Origin of the sequence: Streptomyces mangrovi, from assembly GCF_900114215.1 — a bacterium.
Classification (GTDB): Bacteria; Actinomycetota; Actinomycetes; order Streptomycetales; family Streptomycetaceae; genus Streptomyces; species Streptomyces barkulensis.
In genome coordinates this window covers 268,809-289,755 of record NZ_FOSG01000007.1, presented here as the reverse complement: position 1 = coordinate 289,755, position 20,947 = coordinate 268,809, and the positions used below count along the sequence as shown (strand labels likewise).

Sequence of the window (20,947 nt, the reverse complement as noted above, 5' to 3'; positions counted from 1 at the left end):
CGGGCTGCCAGGCGTTGACGCCGGGGCCGGTGCGCAGGACCACGCCGGCCAGGTCGGAGCCGATGATGTGGTAGGGCAGGTCGTGGCGCCTGGCCAGGGGTGAGGTGCGGCCGTAGCGCTCCAGGAAGCCGAAGGTGGGGACCGGTTCGAAGATCGAGGTCCACACCGAGTTGTAGTTCACCGAGGAGGCCATGACCGCCACCAGGGCCTCGCCGGGGCCCAGCTCGGGCAGGGGCACCTGGTCCAGGTGCAGGGACTTGCGCGGGTCCTTCTGGCGGGTGGGCATTCCGGCGAACATGTCGGCCTCGTCCTTGTGCACGGTGACCGCGCGGTAGGACTCGGGCAGCGCCAGGTTGGCGAAGTCGGCGGGCTTGCTGTCCGACGCGAGGATCGCGTCCAGGATTTCCTTCACTGTGGCCTCCGGCGAGCGTTCGGGGACGCTTGAGGGGTCGCTGGGGTCTTCTTCGGTCTTTGTGTGAGCTGCTGGTGCCGTCGGTTCGGCGGTGGTACTGCGGCTCGGCGCGGTAGCGCTGAAGGTGCCTGTGACGCAGGCGCCCGGGCGCACGGCAGTGACCGCGGGGACAGTGCCCGGACAACGCTCACGTTATGGCACTGCGTGCCAGTCCACAAGACACTGCGTGCCAAGAATTTCTCTCAGTTGCCATCACGAGTGCACGCATGAGCGGGTGTACGGCGGGCGAGGACGGAAACGGCCGCCTCCCGGAGGAGACGGCCGTATGCCCTTGTCCGATTGTGTCTGATTATGTCCGGCTGTGTCGTTTCTCGCTCGCGCTGAGGGCCGCGCGATGCTCAGCCCCGCCGCAGGGCTTCCTCGATCGCGCGCATCACCTGGTCCAGCGGGGCGTCGGTGCGCGCCACCGTCACCACCACCTCGCCCTCCCGGCCGGCCGCCCCGCCCGTCCCGTTCGCTCCGGCGGGCGCGGCCGGCAGGTCGGCCGCCGCCCGGCCGGCGACGAAGCCGGTGCCGAAGGTCCGCCGCACGGTGGCGAAGGCCCGGTCCAGCTGTGCCTCCACATCGCCCTGGCCGCCCGCGCGCAGCCAGCGCCGCAGCACGTGGTTGTGCGCGGTGACCACTGCCGACGCCGCCACCTCGGCCAGCAGCGGCTCGTCGAGGCCGTCCTCTTCGCCGTCCCGGTGGGCCACGGCGGACTCGTCGAAGTGGCCCAGCAGATACCGGGTGAACAGTCGCTCGTAGCGGGCCACGGACGCGATCTCCCGCTCCCGCAGCGTGGGCACCTCGCGGGTGAGCCGGTAGCGCTCCACCGACACCGCCGGGGAGGCCGCGTACATCCGCATGACCTCCTTGATGCCGCGGCACACGGTGTCCAGCGGGTTCTCGTGCGCGGGCGCCGCGTCCAGCACCGCCCTGGCACGCTCCAGGGTGTCGTCGTGGTCCGGGAAGATCGCCTCTTCCTTGGAGCGGAAGTGCCGGAAGAAGGTGCGCCGGGCCACCCCGGCCGCGGCCGCGATCTCGTCGACCGTGGTCTCCTCGTACCCCTTGGTGGCGAAGAGCTCCATCGCGGCTGCGGCCAGCTCACGGCGCATCTTCAGGCGCTGGCTGGGCACATTGGGGCGGGCGGACCGAACGGACTGCGACATGTGGGGAACGTTACACGGCGCACCGCCGCCGGCGGGTGGGCCGCCGGGATCCAGCAGCCCACCCCACCCGGGGTCCGCCCGGGGCGGGAACGCCGGGTTCGCCGGGTTCACCGCCTCGCGTACTCGCGGAAGCCGCGTCCGCTCTTGCGGCCCAGGCAGCCCGCCGCGACCAGGTGCTCCAGCAGCGGCGCCGGGGCCAGGCCCGGCTCGCGGAACTCCTCGTGCAGCACCTTCTCGATCGCCAGGGAGACGTCCAGACCGACCACGTCCAGCAGCTCGAACGGACCCATCGGGTAGCCGCCGCCGAGCTTCATGGCCGCGTCGACGGCGTCCATGTCGGCGTAGTGCTCCTGCACCATCTTGATCGCGTTGTTCAGGTACGGGAACAGCAGCGCGTTGACGATGAAGCCCGCCCGGTCGCCGCAGTCCACCGGGTGCTTGCGGATCCTGGCGCACACCTCGCGCACGGTGGCGTGGACGTCATCGCCGGTCAGGACGGTGCTCACCACCTCCACCAGCTTCATCGCGGGGGCGGGGTTGAAGAAGTGCATGCCGATCACGTCCTGCGGGCGCGAGGTCGCGCGGGCGCAGGCGACCACCGGCAGCGAGGAGGTGGTGGTGGCCAGCACCGCGCCCGGCTTGCACACCTCGTCCAACGCCGCGAACAGGCCCTTCTTGACCTCCAGGTCCTCGGCCACCGCCTCGACCGCCAGATCCACGTCCGCCATCGCCGACAGCGAGCCGGCCGGGGTGATCCTGGCGAGCGTCTCGTCGCGGGCCTCGGCGCTCATCCGGCCCTTCTTCACCGACCGCTCCAGCGAGGAGGCGATCCGGGCCCTGGCCGTCTCGGCCTTCTCCTCGCTGCGCGCGACCAGCACCACGTCGTAGCCGGCCTTGGCGAACACCTCGGCGATGCCACTGGCCATCGTCCCCGAGCCCGCCACGCCCACGGAGCGCACCCGGCGCGGGGCGCCCCGCAGTTCACCCTCGCGCGGGGTGAGCGCGTCCGGCACCACCGTCGCCGAGCCCGGCGCGTCGTAGGTGTAGAAGCCGCGCCCGGCCTTGCGGCCCGTCAGGCCGGCGGCACTGAGCTGGCCCAGGATCGGAGCGGGGGCGTGCAGCCGGTCGCGGGACTCGGCGTACATCGCCTCCAGCACGGTACGGGCGGTGTCGACGCCGATCAGGTCCAGCAGGGCGAGCGGGCCCATCGGCAGACCGCAGCCCAGGCGCATCGCGGCGTCGATGTCCTCGCGGGTGGCGTACTTCGACTCGTACATCGCCGCGGCCTGGTTGAGGTAGCCGAACAGCAGCCCGTCGGCGACGAAGCCGGGCCGGTCGCCGACCGGGATCGGCTCCTTGCCCAGGTCGACGGCGAGATCGGTGACCGCGGCGACCGCCTCGGGGGAGGTGAGCACACAGGAGACGATCTCCACCAGCCTCATCGCGGGCGCGGGGTTGAAGAAGTGCATGCCCAGCACGCGCTCGGGGTGCGCGGAGTCGGCCGCGAGCCGGGTGACCGACAGGGCGTTGGTGCCGGTGGCGATGACGGCCGACGGCTTGACGATGCCGTCCAGCTCGGTGATGACGCGCTGCTTGAGCCCGTAGTCCTCCGGCACCACCTCGATGACCAGATCGGCCTCGGCCGCGGCCTGGAGGTCGCAGAAGGTGCGGAAGCGGGCGAGGGCGTCGCGCCGCTCCTGTTCGGTGATCCGCTCGCGCTCGACGGCGCGGGCGGTGGAGGCATCCAGCGCGGCGACGGCCCGGCGGGCGGCGTTCTCGTCGGTGTCGATGCCGATGACCTCGCGGCCGGCGCGGGCCAGGACCTCGGCGATGCCGGTGCCCATGGTGCCGAGGCCGACCACGGCGACAGTGGTGAGGGTGGGACGGTCCATCACGGGACTCCAGAGAAGAGGAAGAGACGGTGACGACTGCGGGGGAGAAGGGGAGAAGGGCGGGCGGGGGCGCGTGGGAGCGCCGGGTCCGCGGCGTCGCGCAGGCGTGGAACGAGCGAGAGCGGCCCTGTCCCGGGGCCGTGCTCGACCTGCGTGTATGCGTGTATGTGCGTGCTGAACCGACTGCACGCGAACGGCTGCGTCACCAGGCCGTCCGACTGAGCGGGGGTACCGCTCCGATGAGCAGGCTAACCTGCGGGTAACCCGAATGCCAGAGGGTAGACCGCTTCCAGGAATGTGGCACATACCACAGGGAGGTGACGTGCCGGTGGGCAGGGCGGGCACGATGGACCGCGAAATGGTGGACCGGCTGCGGGCCGAGGCGGATCCGGAGGAGTACGAGCGGCTGCTCGCCCTGGCCCGGCGGGACACGGCCGCCGCCCGTGACGCGCTGGCCGCCGAACTCACCGCACCCGCCCGCCCCCTGTGGGCCCGGGAACTGGCGGCCTGCACCCTGGGCCGGGCCGGGGATCCCCGGGCCTTCGAGACACTGGTGTTCCTGCTCAACCACCGTGAACCGGCCCGCTGCGCCGCCGCGGCCCGCGCCCTGCTGCGTCTGGGCGATCCGCGCACCGCCCGCGCGGCGGCGGCGCTGGCGACCAACGAGCTGCGCACCTCCTACGCGCTGCACCCCGTACGGCTGCTGGCCGCCCTGCGCGCGCCGCAGTCCGCGCCGACCCTGATCCGTGTCCTGGACCGGCTGCTGGCCGGCCCCGTCCACCACTGGCCGGTGGCCCGCGCCTGCGTGGACGGGCTCGGGGCGCTGGGCGACGCGCGGGCCCGGCTGGTGCTGCTGGCCGCCCGGGAGCGCGAGGAGTTGCGCGCGGCGGCCGACGAGGCGCTGCGCAGACTCTGATCCGGCCGGGTTCCGGGCCGGTCGCCGCCGGCCCGGAACCCGGGAAACCGGGGGCGTCGCCGACCCGGGCGGGGCCGGGCGCGCGGCGTCGTGCCCGGCCGTCCCCCGCCGTGCCCCCTGGTTCGTCCGGGAGGCGGCGGGTTGGGAACACTCTTCCCCGACGTAAGAGATGAGACGGCCGTCAGGCTGTGAAACGCAGGCCGCTTCGGTGTACAGCCTTGTGAAGTGCGACACAGAGGGTTTGGAAGCGATGCTTCCGAGGCGGAGGCGTGGCGGGTGCGCGGTGCGCCCCCGGCGTCCGGCGCGCCGGCCGGGGAGGGGCGTCAGTAGCTCCACCAACTCCCCTCGGAGGGCTGCGGGATCCAGGTGTAGATGCCGCTCTCGGCGGGGCCGCGCCGCCAGACCGCCCTCACGCGGTCGGCCGGGTACTCCTCCAGGCAGTCCCACACGCCCAGGGAGTCGGTGTCCTCGATGACGATCTGGCCGTCGGCGGTGCGTCCGGCGCGCCCGGCCTCGACCAGTCTCTCCCCGCCATCCGTGAGTTGCAGTTTGAAGACGGCCATCCCTGATGCCTTTCCCCCGGCGGCCGCCGTACGGTGGCGGCGGACCGCGGGTCTTTGCGGTGTCTGCGGTGCGATTGGGGGCGGCCACCCCCGAGGCTCCGGACGACGACGGAGCGGTGGCCCCGGAGGTGGCGTGGAAGCAGGCCGACCATGTCGGCGAGCGGCTTTACTCTAACGCAGGGGGAGGGTTGCATCACTTCCTCGCGCCCCGGTGGAGGCGTCCGAACGGGGAAACGGAAGCGGGAAGTGAGGGGGCGACGGTGAACGGACGGGAGCCGGTGCGCGTACGGGAGGCGGCCGAGGCGGACCTGGAGGCCGTGGCGGCGCTGCGGGTGCGGGGCTGGCGGTACGCGTACCGCCATCTGATGCCCCGTGAGTACCTGGAGGGAATGGACGCCGCCGCGTACGCCGCCCGGCGCCGGGAGACCTTCGCCGCGACGCGGGGGACGGTCACCGACCTGGTCGCGGTGGACGGCGGCGGCCGTATCACCGGATGGGCGGCCCTCGGCCCGTGCCGGGGGGAGGACGGTGGCAGCGGCGGCGCCGGCTGCGAGGAGGGCGAGGAGTGCCGCGACGGTGAGCTGTACGCCCTGTACGTGGAGCCGGAGCGCATCGGCTCAGGTCTCGGGCGCGCGCTGCTGGCCGAGGTGGTGCGGCGGGCGGACGCGCGCCGGATGCGCCGGCTGCGGCTGTGGGTGGCGGAGGGCAACGCGCGGGCCCGCCGTTTCTACGCGGCGGCGGGCTTCGCCCCGGACGGGGCGAGGTCGCTCTCCGACGCGGGAGGGACGCCCGTGGCCGAGGTGCGCTACGTGCGCGAGCCGGCCGGGGCGGGTCTCACAGCAGGGTGAGCTGCGTCGGGCCCGGTTCGGGCTCGGTGACGCACCGGGGCTCGGGGACGCCCCGGTGCGCCCCCGGCCGGGACGGCCCGATGCCGTACTCCTCGGCCAGTTCGTGCACCTGCCGGGTGATCCGGCGCTGGTACCAGCGCGGGGCGTAGGCGCCGTCGGCGTACAGCCGCTCGTAGTGGCCCACCAGGCCGGGGTGGTGCCGGGCCAGCCAGGCGGTGAACCACTCGCGCGCGCCCGGCCGCAGGTGCAGGGCCAGCGGCGTGACGGAGGTCGCGCCCGCCGCCGCGATCGCCCGCACCGTCGCGCGGAGCCGGTCGGGGCTGTCGGAGAGGAACGGGATCACCGGGGCCATCAGCACCCCGCAGCCGATGCCGTGGTCGGTGAGGGCGCGCACCACCTCCAGGCGGCGTTCGGGGGCGGGGGCGCCGGGCTCGACGGTGCGCCACAACTGCTCGTCCAGGAAGGCCACCGACACCGAGACGCCCACCTCGGCCACCGCGCCGGCCGAGCGCAGCAGGTCCAGGTCGCGCAGGATCAGAGTGCCCTTGGTGAGGATGGAGAACGGGTTGGCGTGGTCGCGCAGGGCGGTCAGGATGCCGGGCATCAACCGGTACCGGCCCTCTGCGCGCTGGTAGCAGTCGACGTTGGTGCCCATGGCTATGTGGTGGCCCGGCCAGCGCGGGGAGGCCAGCTCCCGGCGCAGCAGCCGGTCGGCGTTGGTCTTCACCACGATCTGGGTGTCGAAGCCGGTTCCGGTGTCCAGGTCCAGATAGCCGTGGCTGCGGCGGGCGAAGCAGTACACGCACGCGTGTGAGCAGCCCCGGTAGGGGTTGACGGTCCACTCGAACGGCATCCGGGAGGCGCCCGGCACCCGGTTGATGATCGAACGGGCCCGTACCTCGTGGAAGGTGACGCCCCTGAACTCCGGGGTGTCGACCGTACGTGTGACCACGTCGGAGCCGAAGAGGGCGGCGGTGCCGCTCGTATCCGGTCCCTCCCGGTGCAGATTGTCCCAGCGCATGCGATCTCCTCGTTCGGCCCGGACAAGAATAGAACACATGTTCCCATTGGCGGTAACCCGATTTGGGCGGGCGCGTCGCGGGTGGTTGGCTGGCGTCAGCGGCCGCCGCGACGGCCGGCCGGCGTACCGCCGGGGCCGCGGACCGGCAGGACCAACAGGACCAACAGGACCAACAGGACCACCAGGATCCTCAGGGGAGCAGTCATGGCGCAGGTCGAATCCACCACGCAGCGCGAGATCGCGGCCCGCCCGGAGGACGTGTTCGACGCGCTCGCCGACTACAGCGGCACCCGGGGCAGGCTGCTGCCCGGGCAGTTCAGTGAGTACGAGGTGCGCGAGGGCGGCGACGGCAAGGGCACGCTCGTCCACTGGAGGCTCCAGGCCACCTCCAAGCGGGTCCGCGACTGCCTGATGGAGGTGGACGAGCCCATGGAGGGGCAGCTGGTCGAGCGCGACCGCAACTCCTCGATGGTCACCACCTGGACCGTCACCCCGGGCTCGGCCGAGGGCGCCTCGCGGGTCACCGTCACCACCGAGTGGGAGGGCGCGGGCGGCGTCGGCGGCTTCTTCGAGCGCGCCTTCGCCCCCAAGGGGCTCGCCCGCATCCACGACGAGCTGCTCGCCAACCTCGCCGCCGAGACCGAGACCGAGACCGAGGGCCGCGCGGGCGCCTGACCGCCCGCCGCGCCCCGACTCACCACCCCCGCCCCCGTCCCTACCTGCCGCGTTCCACCCCGAGGCGCCCCGGCCGGACGGGGCGCGCCCGGATGCACGAACCGCGCCGGACGGGGTAGGCGGGCTCTCCCGGCGGCCGTACCCGCGGCCCGCAGACATGACGAGGGAGCGATCCCGTGAACGCCACACTCCAAGACGGCGGCTCCTCGCAGGGCATCCGGAGCACCGACCCCGCGATCACGGCCGCCGTGCACATGCCGATCTTCGAGAAGCACTTCGCCCCGGACCTGCCGCTGGTCGACGCCGACTGCGGCAACGGGGCCCAGACGGTCTTTCTGACCGGACGCTTCCACCCGTGCGTCGGGATCGACCGCTCGGCCGCCGTCCTGGAACGCGCCCGGACCGCGGTGGGGGAGGGGGCCGGCGGGCGCTCCGCGCCCGACTTCCGGCAGCTCGACGCCGCCGACCCCGCCGCGATGCGGCGGCTGCACGACGAACTCGGCGACGCCAACGTCTACCTGCGCGGCGTCCTGCGGCGCAGCGGACCCGCCGGCCGCGCCCGTGTCGCCGAGTCCGTCGCGGCGCTGGTGGGGGAGCGCGGCCGCGCCTTCGTGGTGGAGGCCGCGCCCGAGGCCGACGCGGCCCCGGCCCAGGGGGCGGGTGCCCCGCAGACCCCCGGGGAGGAACCGGCGGAGCAGGCCGGGCCGTTCACCGCGGCCGGGCTGAAGGTGCTCGCCGGCGGCTCGCTCCCGCTGTCCACGACCGACTTCGAACCGGACGGCTCCCGCCTCGACCGGCCGTCGAACTGGCTGGTGGTGGGCCGGGGCGACTGACGCCGCAGTGACGCCAAAGGCGTGGACCGGTGACACCGGCCCGGCGTTCCCCCCTGGTCTTTGACGCCGCCCGGGCTGGGCGTAACGTGGCCTTCCATGACGAAGATCCTGATCAGCGCCGACATGGAGGGCGCCACGGGGGTGACCTGGCCCGCCGACGTCCTGCCCGGGACCCCGCAGTGGGAACGCTGCCGCCCGATGTTCACCTCCGACGTGAACGCGGCGATCGCCGGCTTCCTCGACGGAGGCGCGGACGAGGTGCTGGTCAACGAGGCGCACTGGACGATGCGCAACCTGCTGCTGGAGAAGCTGGACGACCGCGCCCAGATGCTCACCGGCCGCCACAAGTCGCTCAGCATGGTCGAGGGCGTCCAGCACGGCGACGTCGACGGCATCGCCTTCGTCGGCTACCACACCGGCGCCGGGGCCGAGGGCGTCCTGGCCCACACCTACCTCGCCAACTCCCTCACCGGAGTGTGGCTGGACGGTGAGCGGGCCAGTGAGGGCCGCCTCAACGCCGCGGTGGTGGCCGAGTACGGCGTCCCCGTCGTCCTGGTCACCGGCGACGACCGCACCTGCGACGACGCCCGCGGCTACGCCCCCGCCGCGCGCGGCGTCGCCGTCAAGGACTACGTCTCCCGCTACGCCGCCGTCTGCCGCACCCCCGCCCGCACCGCCGCCGACATCCGCGCGGCGGCCAAGGAGGCGGCCGCGCTGGCGGTGCGCCACGAGCCCACCGGCCCCCGGCCCCGCACGATCGAGATCGAGTTCGACGCCGAGCACCTGGCCGGCGCGGCCACCGTCGTGCCCGGCGTGGAGCAGACGGGTGAGCGCCGGGTGGCGTACACATCGCCGTCCATGTACGAGGGGATCCGCACCTTCAAGGCGGTCACCACGGTCGTCTCTGCCGCAGTGGAGGAGCAGTATGGCTGAGCGCATCGACAACCAGGCACTCGACGAGGCGGTCGCCTTCACCTCCGAGCTGATCCGCATCGACTCCGTCAACCTCGGCAACGGCGACGGCACCGAGCGCAAGGCCGCCGAGTACGTCGCCGGGAAACTGTCCGACGCCGGGATCGAGCCGGTGGTGCTGGAGAAGGTCCGCGGCCGCACCAACGTCGTCGCCCGCATCGAGGGCACCGACCCGTCCGCCGACGCGCTGCTCGTCCACGGCCATCTGGACGTGGTGCCCGCCGAGCCCGCCGACTGGACCGTCCACCCCTTCTCCGGCGAGATCCGCGACGGCGTGGTCTGGGGCCGCGGCGCGGTCGACATGAAGAACGCCGACGCGATGGTCCTCGCGGTCGTCCGCGCCTGGGCCAGGGCCGGGGTGCGCCCCCGCCGCGACATCGTCCTCGCCTTCACCGCCGACGAGGAGGACACCGGCCAGTACGGCGCCGACTTCCTCGCCCGCGAGCACCCCGAGCTGTTCGAGGGCTGCACCGAGGGCATAAGCGAGTCCGGCGCCTACACCTTCCACGCCGGCGGCGGCCTGCAGCTCTACCCGATCGCGGCGGGCGAGCGCGGCACGGCCTGGATGGAGCTGACCGCCAACGGCCGGGCCGGGCACGGCTCCAAGGTCAACCGCGCCAACGCGGTGAGCCGCCTGGCCGCCGCGGTGCACCGCATCGGCGAGCACGCCTGGCCGGTGCGGCTGTCGAGGACGGTGCGCGCCGCCCTCACCGAGCTGTCCCGCCTCCACGGGCTGGACGCCCCGGACTTCGACGCCCCCGACTTCGACGTGGACGCCCTGCTGGCCAAGCTGGGCCCGTCCGCCAAGCTGGTCGAGGCCACCGTGCGCAACAGCACCAACCCCACCGGGCTCAAGGCCGGTTACAAGATCAACGTCATCCCCGGCGCCGCCGAGGCGCATGTGGACGGGCGGATGCTCCCCGGCACCGAGGAGGAGTTCACCGCCACCATGGACGAGCTCACCGGCCCGGACGTGGACTGGGAGTTCTACCACCGCGGCCCGGCCCTCCAGGCGCCGGTCGACTCGCGCACCTTCGCCGTGCTGCGCGAGTCCCTGGAGCACTTCGACCCCGAAGCCCACGTCATCCCGTTCTGCATGACCGGCGGCACCGACGCCAAGCAGTTCGCGGAACTGGGCATCGTGGGCTACGGCTTCACCCCGCTGAGGCTGCCCGAGGGGCTGAACTACCAGGCGATGTTCCACGGCGTCGACGAGCGCGTCCCCGTGGACGCCCTCCACTTCGGCGTCCGGGTCATGGACCGCGCCCTGTTCGCCCTCTGAGCGCCGGGGCCGAGCCGGTCCGCCCCGGCCGCGCCCTGCCGCACCCCCTTCGAAGAACCCGCCGAGCCCGCGAGGAGCCGCGCACGATGACGTACGCCACCGCCCCGTACGGCACCTGGGAGTCACCGATCGACGCCCGCCTGGTCGCCGCGCACGACGGCCACCCCGAGTACGCGGGCACCGTCGGCGCGGAGGTGTGGTGGACCGAGCCCCGCCCCGCCGAGGGCGGGCGGCGGGCGCTGATGCGGCTGCGTCCGGACGGCTCCGGCCCCGCCGAGTCGGTGCTGCCCGAGCCGTGGAACGTCCGCAGCCGGGTGATCGAGTACGGCGGACGCCCCTGGGCCGGGGCCGCACGCGAGGCGGGCGGACCGCTGGTCGTCTTCGTCCACCACGCCGACCAGCGGATGTACGCCTTCGAACCGGACGCCCCCGGCGCCCGGCCGCGCCCCCTCACCCCCGTCTCGGCCCTCGGCGGGGGCCTGCGCTGGGCCGACCCGGTGGTGCTGCCGGAGCGGGGCGAGGTGTGGTGCGTGCTGGAGGAGTTCACCGGCGAGCGGCCCACCGACGTACGCCGGGTGATCGCGGCCGTGCCCCTGGACGGCTCGGCGGCCTTTGACCGCTCCCGGATCCGCGAACTGACCGGTGACGCCGACCGGTTCACCACCGGCCCCCGCCTCTCCCCGGACGGGAGACGGGCGGCGTGGCTGGTCTGGGACCACCCCCGGATGCCCTGGGACGGCACGGTCGTCCGCCTCGCCGACGTCACCGCCGAGGGCTCCTTCGAGAACGTCCGCGCCGTCGCGGGCGGCAAACGGGAGTCGGTGGCGCAGGTCGGCTGGGCGGCGGACGGCTCGCTGCTGTACAGCGGCGACGCGAGCGGCTGGTGGAACCTGTACCGCCTGGACGCCGACACGGCGGGCTCCGGCGCCGACGGACCCACCGCACTGTGCCCGCGCGAGGAGGAGTTCGGCGGACCGCTGTGGAAGATCGGCCACCGGTGGTTCCAACCGCTGGAGGACGGCACGGTCGCCGTCCTGCACGGCCGCGGCTCACTGCGCCTGGGCATCCTGGACCCGGCCACCGGCGAACTGGCCGACGCCCCCGGCCCGTGGACGGAGTGGGCCCCGACCCTGGCCGCCGCGGGCACCCGCGCCATCGGCGTCGCCGCGAGCCCGCGCGGCGCGTACGAGGTCGTGGAGCTGGACACCCGCACCGGCCACACCCTGGTCGTCGGCTCCGCCCACACCGACCTGGTCGACCCGGCGTACTACCCCGACCCCGCCGAACGCGTCTTCCGCGGCCCGGACGGCCGCGAGATCCACGCCCACCTGTACCCCCCGCGCCACCCCGCCGCCGCGGCTCCCGAGGGCGAACTGCCGCCGTACGTGGTGTGGGCCCACGGCGGGCCCACCGGACGGGCGCCCCTCGTACTGGACCTGGAGATCGCCTACTTCACCTCGCGCGGCATCGGCGTGGCGGAGGTGAACTACGGCGGCTCGGCGGGCTACGGCCGCGCCTACCGCGAGCGGCTGCGGGAGAGCTGGGGCGTGGTCGACGTCGAGGACTGCGCCGCCGTCGCCCGCGCCCTGGCCGCCGAGGGCACCGCCGACCCCGCCCGGCTCGCCATACGCGGCGGCAGCGCGGGCGGCTGGACCACCGCCGTCTCCCTCACCTCGCCGCTGACCGAGGGCCTGTACGCCTGCGGGACCATCAGCTACCCCATCCTCGACCTGGCCGGCTGGGCGACCGGAGAGACGCACGACTTCGAGTCGCAGTACCTGGTCTCCCTCGTCGGCCGCACCGAGGAGCACCCCGAGCGCTACCGCGACCGCTCGCCCGTCCACCACGCCGACCGCGTCACCGCCCCCTTCCTGCTGCTCCAGGGCCTGGACGACGTGATCTGCCCGCCCGCCCAGTGCGACCGCTTCCTGGCCGAGGTCGCCGGGCGGGGAGTGCCGCACGCCTACCTCGCCTTCGAGGGCGAGAGCCACGGCTTCCGCAGGGCGCAGACCATCACCCGGGCCGTGGAGGCCGAACTCTCCCTGTACGCACAGGTCTTCGGCTTCGACCGCCCGGACGTCCCCAGGCTGGAGCTGACCACGTGACCCGCACCCCGCCTGCCCGGCCCGCCGCGCGCCCCGCCCTCACCCGGCCCCGGCGGCTGCGCCCCGGCGACCGGGTGGCGATCGTGGCGCCCAGCGGACCGGTGGAGCGCGAGCGGCTGGACGCCGGGGTGGACGTACTGCGCGGCTGGGACCTGGACCCGCGGGTCATGCCGCACGTCCTGGACGTCCACCCGCGACTGGACCACCTGGCCGGCACCGACGCCGACCGCGCCCGCGACCTGACCGAGGCCTGGTGCGACCCGTCCGTAGCGGCCGTCCTCGCCGCCCGCGGCGGCTACGGCGTCCAGCGGATGGTGGACCTGGCCGACTGGGAGGCGATGCGCGCGGCCGGCCCCAAACCCTTCGTCGGCTACAGCGATCTGACCGTGCTGCACGAGGCGTTCGCGGCCCGGCTGGGCCTGGCCACCCTGCACGGCCCGATGCCCGCCACCGTCTCCTTCCTCAAGGACGGCCCCACCCAGGAGCATCTGCGCGCCACCCTCCTCGCCCCGGAGACGGTCACGGCGATCACCTCCCCGACCGCCCGCACGCTGGTGCCCGGCCGGGCGTTTGGCACCACCTACGGTGGCTGCCTGTCGCTGCTGGCCGGCCAGACCGGCGTCCCCGGGCGGGACTCCGCCCGCCCGGACGGCGGCATCCTGCTGCTGGAGGACGTCGGCGAGCCGCCGTACCGCCTCGACGGCTACCTCACCCACCTGCTGCGCTCCGGCGAACTGGACGGGGTGGCGGGCGTGGTGCTCGGCTCCTGGCACGACTGCGGCCCGTACGAGAAGGTCCGCGAGGTGCTGCTGGACCGGCTCGCCCCGCTGGGGGTGCCGGTGGTGGAGGAGCTGGGTTTCGGACACGGCCCGGCGACCCTGACCCTGCCGCTCGGGGTCCGTGCCACCCTGGACGCCGACACCTGCACGCTCACCCTCCAGGAGCCCGCCCTCGTATGACGGACACCGCCGCCCCGCTGCCCGAACCCCCGCGCTCCACCCCGCCGGACCCGCACACGATGGCCTCGGCCTACCTCGACTACTACCGCGACACCGTCCTGCGCAAGCTCGACGGACTGTCCGAGGCCGAACTGCGCGGCAGCCGGCTGCCGTCGGGCTGGAGCCCGCTGGAACTCCTGTGGCACCTGGCCTGCGTCGAACGCAGATGGTTCCGCTGGGGATTCACCGCCGAGCCGCTCCAGGACCCCTGGGCCGACCATGACGAGGCGGACCGCTGGCGCGTGCCCGGGCACATGGGGGTGGATGACGTGGTGGCGCGCTTCCGCGCCGAGTGCGCCCGCTCCCGCGAGATCGCCGCCTGCGCGGCCTTCACCGACCGCGCGGCGATCGGTGGCCGCTTCGCGGACGAGGCGCAGGCCCCGACCCTGGCCTGGATCCTCTTCCACGTCCTGCAGGAGTACGCCCGCCACGCGGGCCACCTCGACATCGTGCGGGAACTGGCGGACGGCGCCACGGGGGAGTAGGCCCTCGCCTTCCCGGGGAGTTACAGGCCAGCCAGATCCGCCAGGGTGCGTACCTGGGCCATCATCGCCGTGCCCGCCTCCAGGTCGCCGCCCTCGGCCACGGCCCACAGCGCCGACTCCACGCGGCGCGCCACCGCCCACGCCATCAGCCGCCCCGCGTCCTCGCCGAGCGCGCCGGCCACCAGCGAGCACCGTGCGGCGACCACGTCACGAGGGACGGGCTGCCCGAAGGCGTAGCCGATCTGCTCGATCAGCGGCCAGGGGTCGTACAGCGGATCGCCGGTCATCGGCTTGGCGTCGACCGCCAGCCAGGGCCGCCGCCCGGCGGCCAGGACGTTGCCGGGGTTGAGGTCGCCGTGCACCACCGCCTCCCGGGCGGCCGTCCCCGGCAGCTCGCGCAGCAGCCGCACCCCCAGCGCCACCAGGGCCGGATCGAAGCCGGGAGGCCGCAGCCGCGCCATCCGCTCCTCGGCCAGATCCGCCCATCCGGCGGTCACCTCCGCCACCGTCTCCAGCCCCGCGTCCGGCGGTACGGGCGCGCTCCACAGCTCGCGCAGCACCTCGGCCCCGGCCAGCAGCCGCTCCTCGGCGGGGAGTCCGGCGGCCCGGCCCAGCTCGGTGCCCGGCGCGCAGCGCTCCAGCAGCAGCGCGTACCGCCCGGCGTCGTGCTCGTACAGCCGCACCGCGCCCCGGCCGCCCCACAGCCGCAGGGCCGCGCCCTCCCCGGCCGCCTCCCGGTGCGGCCAGCTCACCTTGAGCACCGCCTCGGAGCCGTCCGCGCGCCGCACCGGCGCCACCCACGAGACGCTGCCCCCGGTGAACGGCTCATCGGGCACCAGCTCCCACCGTTCGGCCAACTCCCCGATCAGAGCGGGCAGTCGGCCCAGCCACTCGGGCCCGCCCGGATAGCCGGAGACGGTCCTCACCACGGGCAGGCCGGGCGGCAACAGGTCTGTGGACGTCACGGGGGCGAGCATAGGCCGGGCCGGTGGCCCGCACCCTTTCCCGCCGCCGAACGCGACGTCCGAATGCCGCCGGACCCCCGGGCAGCTCCGCGCCAGGATCGAGCCATGTCCGTGAAAACGACCGAGACGACCGGCATGACCGACACAGCAGACATGAACGACCTGTACGGCAGGGCGGCGCTGGTGACCGGCGGCAGCCGCGGCATCGGCGAGGCCGTGGCGCTCCGGCTCGCCCGGGACGGCGCCGACGTGGCGCTGACCCACCGGGACTCCGAGGGGAGCGCGCGGCGGGTGGCCGAGAACATCAAGGCGATGGGCCGCCGGGCCCTGGTGGTGCGCGCCGACAGCGCCGACCCGGCGGCCGTACGCGCCGCCGTAGACGCGGCCGCGGCGGAGTTCGGGCGGCTCGACATCCTGGTGAACAACGCCGGGACCGGCCTGGTCGGGCCGATCGGCGAGATCGCGGCCGAGGACGTCGACCGGACGCTGTACGTCAACGTCCGCGCCCCCTTCCTGGCCTGCCAGGCCGCCCTCGCCCACATGGGGGAGGGCGGGCGGATCATCACCATCGGAAGCTGCGTGGCCGAGCGCGTCGCCTTCCCCGGCGCCTCCCTCTACGCCACCGGCAAGGCCGCGCTGACCGGCCTGACCAAGGCGCTGGCCCGGGAGCTCGGTCCGCGCGGCATCACGGCCAACCTCGTCCACCCGGGCCCGGTCGACACCGGGATGAACCCCGCCGACGGGCCGGACGCGGACTACCAGAGGGGACTGACGGCCCTGGGGCGCTACGGGAAGCCCGGGGAGATCGCGGCGACGGTGGCGCATCTGGCCGGCGCCCAGGGCCGGTACATCACCGGCGCCTCCATCGCCGTGGACGGCGGCCTCACCGCCTGAACCGGGCGGCGGACGGCAGGGAGCGCGGCAGAGGGGGGCCGGGGGCGTGTATCCATTCTCGCCGCTTCGGCCCCCCGCTGTCACCGTTCTCCGGGACGATCTTCCCGCCGTCCGCCGCCCCTACCGTTGGCACCGGGCGGGGCCGACCGGCCCCGCCCGGTGGAAGGGACCGGCCCGGTGGAAGGGACCGGCCCGGTGGAGGGAGCGAGGACGTGAAGGGTGTGGAGGGCATGACGGCGGCGCCCGGCGGCATCCCGGAGGAGGTGGCGGCCGAACTGCGCGCGATGAAGCGGGAGCAGAGCCGCTCGGCGCACCTGGCGGGCAGCGACGACTTCGCCGAGCAGCTCGCCTGGCGCAGACTGACCGCCGAGCACGGCGACCGCCTGGAGCGGATCATGGAGAGGTACGGCTGGCCGACCGAGGCGGGCGCCGGCGAGGAGGCCGCCACCGGCGCCTGGCTCGTCGCCCAGCACGCCGACCGCCAACTCGGCCTCCAGCGCCGCGCGCTGCGCCTGCTGGAGCGGGCCGTGGCCGACGGCGGGGCGAGCCCGCGCCACCTCGCCTTCCTCCGCGACCGCGTCGCGGTCAACGAGGGCCGCCCGCAGATCTACGGCACCCAGATCGCGGGCGTGCGCGACGGCGCGCCCGTCCCCTGGCCGTGCGCCGACCCCGACCCCGTCCGGGTGGACGCCCTGCGCGCCGAGGTCGGCATCGCGCCCTTCGCCGAGCACACCGCCCGCCACGCGCCCGGCGGCACGCGCTGAAAACCCCGGGCGGACGGTGCCTCCCGCGTGCCAGGATCGGCCCATGACAGCCGCCGAGCCCTGGATGATCGACGAACTCGCCCACGCCGGTCCCGAGCATCTGGACCCGGCCTTCGTGGCGGGCTTCGACCGCAAGCAGGGGCACCCCGACCCGGCGCCGGACGTCGGCGCGCTGCGCCGCCACGGCGTGGGGCGGGACGCCACCGTGGTGGATATGGGCGCCGGGACCGGGCGGTTCGCGCTGGCGGCGGCCCGCGAGTTCACCCGGGTGGTGGCCGTGGACGTCTCGCCCGCGATGCTGGAGCACCTGCGGGCGCGGGCCGGACGGGAAGGGGCGGCGAACCTGGAGTGCGTCCGGGCCGGTTTCCTCACCCACGAGCACACCGGGCAGCCCGCCGACGCCGTGCACACCCGGCACGCCCTCCACCAACTGCCCGACTTCTTCAAGGCGCTGGCGCTGGACCGCATCGCCCGCATGCTGCGGCCCGGCGGTGTGCTCCGGCTGCGCGACCTCGTCCTCGACTTCCGGCCGCACGAGGCCGGGGAGGTCCTGGAGGCGTGGATGGCGGGCGCGGCCGGCGACCCCGCGCTCGGCTACACCCGCCGGGACTACGCCGAGCACCTGCGCACCGAGTACAGCACCTTCCGCTGGCTGCTGGAGCCGATGCTGGAGACGGCCGGGTTCGAGATAGTGGAGGCGGAGTACGAAGGGCGCCTCTTCGGCGCCTACACCTGCGTCAGACGTCCCTGACGGGCGGCGCGACACCCAAGGAGGCGGGTTGAAGCTGCACCTGTTGCGCGTATCCGAGCACGCGGCCGGCGCGACCGACGGCGCGGTGCTGTCGGAGGAGGAGCGCGCCCGCTGCGCGGCGTTCGTCCGGGAGGCCGACCGCGACCGCTACCGGGTCGCCCACACGGCCCTGCGTCTGGAACTGGCCGCGGTCCTGGGCACCGAGCCCGCCGCCGTCCCCCTCACCCGGGAGCCGTGCCCGCTGTGCGGCGGGCCGCACGGCCGCCCGGCCGTGCCCGGCAACCCGGTCCACTTCTCGCTGTCGCACGCCGGCGACATGGTGCTGATCGCCCTCGACGACGCGCCCGTCGGCGCCGACGTGGAGGCGTATCCCACGGCCGCCACCGTCGCCGAGACCGTCTCCGCCCTCCACCCGCGCGAGCGCGCCGAGATCGGCAGGCTGGCCCCGGCCGACCGGCCGGCCGCCTTCGCCCGCTGCTGGACGAGGAAGGAGGCGTACCTCAAGGGCACCGGCGCCGGCCTGGGCGAGAGCCCGGACACCACCTACGTCGGCAGCCTCGCCGCCCCAGCCGCGGTCCCCGGCTGGGAGCTCGCCGACGTGGCCGCGCCCGAGGGCTACGCGGCGGCCGTGGCGGTCGCCGTCGCCCGTACGGAGGAGGGGAGCACTCCGTAGGGGCGGCCCGGCGGGCGGGCGGCGGTCCCCGCGCCCATGGTGGCGGCATGAGCACACACAGGAGAACGGGCGGCGGCGGGGCGCGCGGCTTTCTGACCCCGGGCAGGGTGCTGGCACTGCTGCTGCTGGCCGTCACCCTGGTCTTCGTCTTCCAGAACACCGAGCAGACCGAGATCAGGCTGCTGGTACCGATCGTGACCATGCCCTTGTGGGTGGCGCTGCTGATCCCGGGCGTGATCGGGCTGCTGTCCGGGATGTACCTGGTGCGGCGCAGATAGCGGCGCAGATAGCGGCACGGACGGCGGGCGGCACGGTGCCGCCGTTCGCGCGCCTGTCGGGCGGACGGGGGAATGATCTTCCCGGGCGGGGAAGTTGTGCGGGGTATGAAGGCAATCGCTTTGAACGAGTACGGCGGACCCGACGATCTGACCCTCACCGAGCTTCCCGATCCCAAGGTGGGGCCCGACGCGGTCCTGGTGCGGGTGAAGGCGGCCGGGGTGAACCCGGTGGACTGGAAGGTCGGGGCGGGCTACCTCGCCCCGGTCCTCGACGCCCACTTCCCGCTGGTGCCCGGCTGGGACGTGGCGGGCGTGGTGGAGAGCACCGGTCCGGACGCCAAGGAGTTCGCCCCGGGCGACGAGGTGATCGGGTACGTCCGCAAGGACTGGGCGCAGAACGGCACCTACGCCGAGCTGGTCGCCGCGCCCGTGCGCACCCTGGCCCGCAAGCCCGCCGCGCTGAGCTGGCGGCAGGCGGCGGGGCTGCCGCTGGCGGGGCTCACCGCGTACCAGTCGCTCAGGCGGCTGGACGTGGGCGAGGGCGACACGGTGCTGGTGCACGCCGCGGCCGGCGGCGTCGGCTCGCTGGCGGTGCAGATCGCGGCCGCGTGGGGCGCACGGGTCATCGGCACCGCCAGCGAGCGCAACCACGACTTCCTGCGGGAGCTGGGCGCCGAGCCGGTCACCTACGGCGAGGGGCTGGCCGACCGGGTGCGCGGGCTGGCGCCCGACGGTGTGGACGCGGCCTTCGACTTCGTCGGCGGCGAGTCGATCGAGGTGTCGCGGCAGGTGCTCAAGGACTCCTCGCGGGTGCTGTCGGTCGTCGACGCCGAGGTGATGGCCAAGGGCGGCCACTACCTGTTCGTGAGGCCCGACCCGGCCGACCTCGCCGCCCTGGCGGACCTGGCCGACGCCGGGAGGCTGACGGTCGGCGTCGACCGGGCGGTGCCGCTGTCCGAGGCCGCCGAGGCGTGGCGGCTGAGCCAGTCCGGGCGGACCAGGGGGAAGGTCGTCATCGACGTCTCCTGACGCGGCTTCCCGGACCCGGCTTCCGGGGCGGGGCCCGCCTCCCGGCGGGCCCCGCCCCCTCGGCTCCAGTCAGTCCGCCTGCCGGCGGGCTACCCCTCCGCGCCCGCCTGCCGGCGGTCGACGTATTCGAAGACCGAGCCGTCGGGGTGGCGGGCCACCAGGTTCCGGCCGATGGGGGTGGACTGCGGACCGGCGATGATCTCGGCGCCGACGGCCCGCAGATCGGCCGCCGCCTCCTCCACGTCCCCCACCGCCAGCGTGGCGGCGACCTTGCTGAGGACCTCCATCGGCCCGGGCGGGCCGCTCATCAGCAGGAAGGGACCGACCGCGGCCGCCGAGACGGGACCCTGCGCGAACCGCATGGCCTCGGCACCGGTGAGCCGCTCGTACACGCCCGCCGCCGCGTCCAGGTCGTCGACACACACACGTAGCGCAGTACCCAGAATCTCCATGCCCAGGAGCCTAGTTGGGGGCGCGTACGGTGTCAGGCGCGCCCCGCCGTCCCGGCGCGGGGGCCGCGCCGGGACCGGGTCGGGGCCGCCTCGGGAGCGCCTCAGGCCCGGCACAGGATCTCCCCGTGCGGCACCGAGAACCAGCCGTCGGGGCGCCCGCCCCACTCGCGCCAGGCGGCGGCGATCCGCTCCAGTTCCGCCCGGTCCGCGTGTCCGCCCTCGACGGCGAGGCGGGCGTAGGCGGAGCCGGTGGTGCGCTCCGCCCACAGACCGCTCCACCAGGCGCGGTCCGCCTCCGTGGCGAAGCACCAGATGTCCGCGCCCGCGGTGACGTCCCCGAAGCCGGCCTCGCGGGCCCAGGAGAGCAGCCGGCGGCCCGCGTCCGGCTCGCCGCCGCCGGACCGGGCCACCCGGTGGTACAGACCGAGCCAGTCGTCCAGGCCGGGCACCAGGGGGGACCAGGCCATCGACGCGTAGTCGGCGTCGCGGGCGGCGACCACTCCGCCGGGGCGGCACACCCGGCGCATCTCGCGCAGCGCCGCCACCGGGTCGCCGATGTGCTGGAGGACCTGGTGGGCGTGGACGATGTCGAAGGAGTCGTCGGGGAAGTCCAGGGCGAGGACGTCCGCCCGCGCGAAGCGGACGTTGTCCAGGCCGCGGCCGGCGGCGGCGGACCGGGCCTCGGCCAGGACGTCCTCGGCCCGGTCCACCCCCACCACCTCCCCGGGTGCGACCAGGGCGGCCAGGTCCGCGGTGATGGTGCCCGGGCCGCAGCCCACGTCCAGCACCGACAGGCCAGGGGCCAGTGCGGGCAGGAGGTAGGCGGCGGAGTTGGCGGCGGTACGCCACCGGTGGGAGCGCAGGACGGACTCGTGGTGGCCGTGGGTGTACACGGCGTTCGGTCTCGGCATGCGCGCACCGTACCGCGTCG

General features: G+C 74.7%; 23 protein-coding genes. 15 read left to right on the top strand and 8 right to left on the bottom strand.

All coding sequences use genetic code 11. From position 1 onward, the window contains the following. From BM237_RS12975 to BM237_RS12965, 3 genes are all read right to left on the bottom strand, one after another. A partial coding sequence (locus BM237_RS12975; RefSeq protein WP_425443689.1) for an alcohol dehydrogenase catalytic domain-containing protein occupies positions 1–412 on the bottom strand: 412 nt, incomplete at its 3' end. Positions 413–810: 398 nt separating this feature from the next. Continuing rightward, complete coding sequence (locus tag BM237_RS12970) at positions 811–1,620, bottom strand: TetR family transcriptional regulator (protein WP_217655849.1); 810 nt, start codon at positions 1,618–1,620, stop codon at positions 811–813. A gap of 107 nt (positions 1,621–1,727) precedes the next feature. Next, on the bottom strand, positions 1,728–3,512 hold the full coding sequence (locus BM237_RS12965) for a 3-hydroxyacyl-CoA dehydrogenase family protein (protein ID WP_093849722.1): 1,785 nt from the start codon (positions 3,510–3,512) through the stop codon (positions 1,728–1,730). A gap of 322 nt (positions 3,513–3,834) precedes the next feature. Between BM237_RS12965 and BM237_RS12960 the strand changes: the two genes are divergently transcribed. After that, positions 3,835–4,428 (top strand): HEAT repeat domain-containing protein, encoded by a 594-nt coding sequence (locus BM237_RS12960; protein ID WP_425443688.1) that lies wholly within the window; start codon positions 3,835–3,837, stop codon positions 4,426–4,428. 323 nt (positions 4,429–4,751) lie between these two features. Here BM237_RS12960 and BM237_RS12955 read toward each other — a convergent pair whose 3' ends face one another. After that, positions 4,752–4,991: a hypothetical protein gene (locus BM237_RS12955; RefSeq protein WP_093849721.1), complete on the bottom strand. Its 240-nt coding sequence runs from the start codon at positions 4,989–4,991 to the stop codon at positions 4,752–4,754. Positions 4,992–5,251: 260 nt separating this feature from the next. Between BM237_RS12955 and BM237_RS12950 the strand changes: the two genes are divergently transcribed. Beyond that, positions 5,252–5,839: a GNAT family N-acetyltransferase gene (locus tag BM237_RS12950; RefSeq protein ID WP_245793582.1), complete on the top strand. Its 588-nt coding sequence runs from the start codon at positions 5,252–5,254 to the stop codon at positions 5,837–5,839. Here BM237_RS12950 and BM237_RS12945 read toward each other — a convergent pair. Further along, a complete protein-coding gene (locus BM237_RS12945) occupies positions 5,826–6,860 on the bottom strand; it encodes an Rv2578c family radical SAM protein (RefSeq protein ID WP_093849720.1) in 1,035 nt (344 codons plus the stop codon). The genes BM237_RS12950 and BM237_RS12945 overlap by 14 nt on opposite strands. 204 nt (positions 6,861–7,064) lie before the next feature. Between BM237_RS12945 and BM237_RS12940 the strand changes: the two genes are divergently transcribed. The 7 genes from BM237_RS12940 to BM237_RS12910 all read left to right on the top strand — a co-directional run bounded on the left by BM237_RS12940 (position 7,065) and on the right by BM237_RS12910 (position 14,210). Next, positions 7,065–7,535 carry an SRPBCC family protein gene (locus tag BM237_RS12940; RefSeq protein WP_093849719.1) on the top strand — a complete coding sequence of 157 codons (471 nt, stop codon included), beginning with the start codon at positions 7,065–7,067 and terminating at the stop codon, positions 7,533–7,535. A 176-nt stretch (positions 7,536–7,711) separates the two neighbouring features. Further along, on the top strand, positions 7,712–8,368 hold the full coding sequence (locus tag BM237_RS12935) for a class I SAM-dependent methyltransferase (protein WP_245793581.1): 657 nt from the start codon (positions 7,712–7,714) through the stop codon (positions 8,366–8,368). Positions 8,369–8,464: 96 nt separating this feature from the next. Continuing rightward, a complete protein-coding gene (locus BM237_RS12930) occupies positions 8,465–9,301 on the top strand; it encodes a M55 family metallopeptidase (protein WP_093849718.1) in 837 nt (278 codons plus the stop codon). After that, complete coding sequence (locus BM237_RS12925; RefSeq protein ID WP_093849717.1) at positions 9,294–10,622, top strand: M20/M25/M40 family metallo-hydrolase; 1,329 nt, start codon at positions 9,294–9,296, stop codon at positions 10,620–10,622. The genes BM237_RS12930 and BM237_RS12925 overlap by 8 nt, the downstream gene beginning before the upstream one ends. A gap of 86 nt (positions 10,623–10,708) precedes the next feature. Beyond that, positions 10,709–12,727 (top strand): prolyl oligopeptidase family serine peptidase, encoded by a 2,019-nt coding sequence (locus BM237_RS12920; RefSeq protein ID WP_093849716.1) that lies wholly within the window; start codon positions 10,709–10,711, stop codon positions 12,725–12,727. After that, on the top strand, positions 12,724–13,686 hold the full coding sequence (locus tag BM237_RS12915) for a S66 peptidase family protein (RefSeq protein ID WP_093849715.1): 963 nt from the start codon (positions 12,724–12,726) through the stop codon (positions 13,684–13,686). Before BM237_RS12920 ends, BM237_RS12915 begins: the two co-directional genes overlap by 4 nt. Next, positions 13,683–14,210, top strand: coding sequence for a DinB family protein (locus BM237_RS12910; protein ID WP_175540988.1), 528 nt, complete (start codon positions 13,683–13,685; stop codon positions 14,208–14,210). The genes BM237_RS12915 and BM237_RS12910 overlap by 4 nt, the downstream gene beginning before the upstream one ends. Positions 14,211–14,230: 20 nt before the next feature. Here BM237_RS12910 and BM237_RS12905 read toward each other — a convergent pair whose 3' ends face one another. Next, entirely contained in the window at positions 14,231–15,175 is a 945-nt protein-coding gene (locus BM237_RS12905) for an aminoglycoside phosphotransferase family protein (RefSeq protein WP_093849773.1), read from the bottom strand. Between the two features lie 105 nt (positions 15,176–15,280). Between BM237_RS12905 and BM237_RS12900 the strand changes: the two genes are divergently transcribed. The 6 genes from BM237_RS12900 to BM237_RS12875 all read left to right on the top strand — a co-directional run bounded on the left by BM237_RS12900 (position 15,281) and on the right by BM237_RS12875 (position 19,564). After that, positions 15,281–16,069 (top strand): SDR family NAD(P)-dependent oxidoreductase, encoded by a 789-nt coding sequence (locus BM237_RS12900; RefSeq protein ID WP_245793580.1) that lies wholly within the window; start codon positions 15,281–15,283, stop codon positions 16,067–16,069. Between the two features lie 230 nt (positions 16,070–16,299). Further along, a complete protein-coding gene (locus tag BM237_RS12895) occupies positions 16,300–16,833 on the top strand; it encodes a DUF6624 domain-containing protein (RefSeq protein ID WP_425443692.1) in 534 nt (177 codons plus the stop codon). A gap of 43 nt (positions 16,834–16,876) precedes the next feature. Next, positions 16,877–17,584, top strand: coding sequence for a class I SAM-dependent methyltransferase (locus BM237_RS12890; protein ID WP_093849714.1), 708 nt, complete (start codon positions 16,877–16,879; stop codon positions 17,582–17,584). 28 nt (positions 17,585–17,612) lie between these two features. Next, complete coding sequence (locus tag BM237_RS12885) at positions 17,613–18,257, top strand: 4'-phosphopantetheinyl transferase family protein (protein WP_342746231.1); 645 nt, start codon at positions 17,613–17,615, stop codon at positions 18,255–18,257. Between the two features lie 47 nt (positions 18,258–18,304). Next, entirely contained in the window at positions 18,305–18,535 is a 231-nt protein-coding gene (locus BM237_RS12880) for a DUF1049 domain-containing protein (RefSeq protein WP_093849713.1), read from the top strand. A gap of 105 nt (positions 18,536–18,640) precedes the next feature. Further along, positions 18,641–19,564 carry an NADP-dependent oxidoreductase gene (locus BM237_RS12875; protein ID WP_093849712.1) on the top strand — a complete coding sequence of 308 codons (924 nt, stop codon included), beginning with the start codon at positions 18,641–18,643 and terminating at the stop codon, positions 19,562–19,564. A gap of 89 nt (positions 19,565–19,653) precedes the next feature. Here the strand turns inward: BM237_RS12875 and BM237_RS12870 are convergent, their stop codons facing one another. Together BM237_RS12870 and BM237_RS12865 are read right to left on the bottom strand one after the other, a co-directional pair. Further along, positions 19,654–20,016 carry a VOC family protein gene (locus BM237_RS12870; RefSeq protein WP_093849711.1) on the bottom strand — a complete coding sequence of 121 codons (363 nt, stop codon included), beginning with the start codon at positions 20,014–20,016 and terminating at the stop codon, positions 19,654–19,656. Between the two features lie 101 nt (positions 20,017–20,117). Beyond that, the gene (locus tag BM237_RS12865) at positions 20,118–20,927 is read right to left on the bottom strand and encodes a methyltransferase domain-containing protein (protein ID WP_093849710.1); all 810 of its coding nucleotides are present in this window, start codon (positions 20,925–20,927) and stop codon (positions 20,118–20,120) included. Positions 20,928–20,947: the final 20 nt, after the last annotated feature.

Bases quoted from the DNA above. Each gene is read 5' to 3' on its own strand.
- BM237_RS12875 (WP_093849712.1), top strand. From the start codon at position 18,641: ATGAAGGCAATCGCTTTGAACGAGTACGGCGGACCCGACGATCTGACC.
- BM237_RS12955 (WP_093849721.1), bottom strand. From the start codon at position 4,991: ATGGCCGTCTTCAAACTGCAACTCACGGATGGCGGGGAGAGACTGGTC.
- BM237_RS12920 (WP_093849716.1), top strand. From the start codon at position 10,709: ATGACGTACGCCACCGCCCCGTACGGCACCTGGGAGTCACCGATCGAC.
- BM237_RS12895 (WP_425443692.1), top strand. From the start codon at position 16,300: ATGACGGCGGCGCCCGGCGGCATCCCGGAGGAGGTGGCGGCCGAACTG.
- BM237_RS12970 (WP_217655849.1), bottom strand. From the start codon at position 1,620: ATGTCGCAGTCCGTTCGGTCCGCCCGCCCCAATGTGCCCAGCCAGCGC.
- BM237_RS12940 (WP_093849719.1), top strand. From the start codon at position 7,065: ATGGCGCAGGTCGAATCCACCACGCAGCGCGAGATCGCGGCCCGCCCG.
- BM237_RS12900 (WP_245793580.1), top strand. From the start codon at position 15,281: ATGTCCGTGAAAACGACCGAGACGACCGGCATGACCGACACAGCAGAC.
- BM237_RS12930 (WP_093849718.1), top strand. From the start codon at position 8,465: ATGACGAAGATCCTGATCAGCGCCGACATGGAGGGCGCCACGGGGGTG.
- BM237_RS12865 (WP_093849710.1), bottom strand. From the start codon at position 20,927: ATGCCGAGACCGAACGCCGTGTACACCCACGGCCACCACGAGTCCGTC.
- BM237_RS12965 (WP_093849722.1), bottom strand. From the start codon at position 3,512: ATGGACCGTCCCACCCTCACCACTGTCGCCGTGGTCGGCCTCGGCACC.
- BM237_RS12925 (WP_093849717.1), top strand. From the start codon at position 9,294: ATGGCTGAGCGCATCGACAACCAGGCACTCGACGAGGCGGTCGCCTTC.
- BM237_RS12880 (WP_093849713.1), top strand. From the start codon at position 18,305: ATGAGCACACACAGGAGAACGGGCGGCGGCGGGGCGCGCGGCTTTCTG.
- BM237_RS12910 (WP_175540988.1), top strand. From the start codon at position 13,683: ATGACGGACACCGCCGCCCCGCTGCCCGAACCCCCGCGCTCCACCCCG.
- BM237_RS12890 (WP_093849714.1), top strand. From the start codon at position 16,877: ATGACAGCCGCCGAGCCCTGGATGATCGACGAACTCGCCCACGCCGGT.
- BM237_RS12945 (WP_093849720.1), bottom strand. From the start codon at position 6,860: ATGCGCTGGGACAATCTGCACCGGGAGGGACCGGATACGAGCGGCACC.
- BM237_RS12870 (WP_093849711.1), bottom strand. From the start codon at position 20,016: ATGGAGATTCTGGGTACTGCGCTACGTGTGTGTGTCGACGACCTGGAC.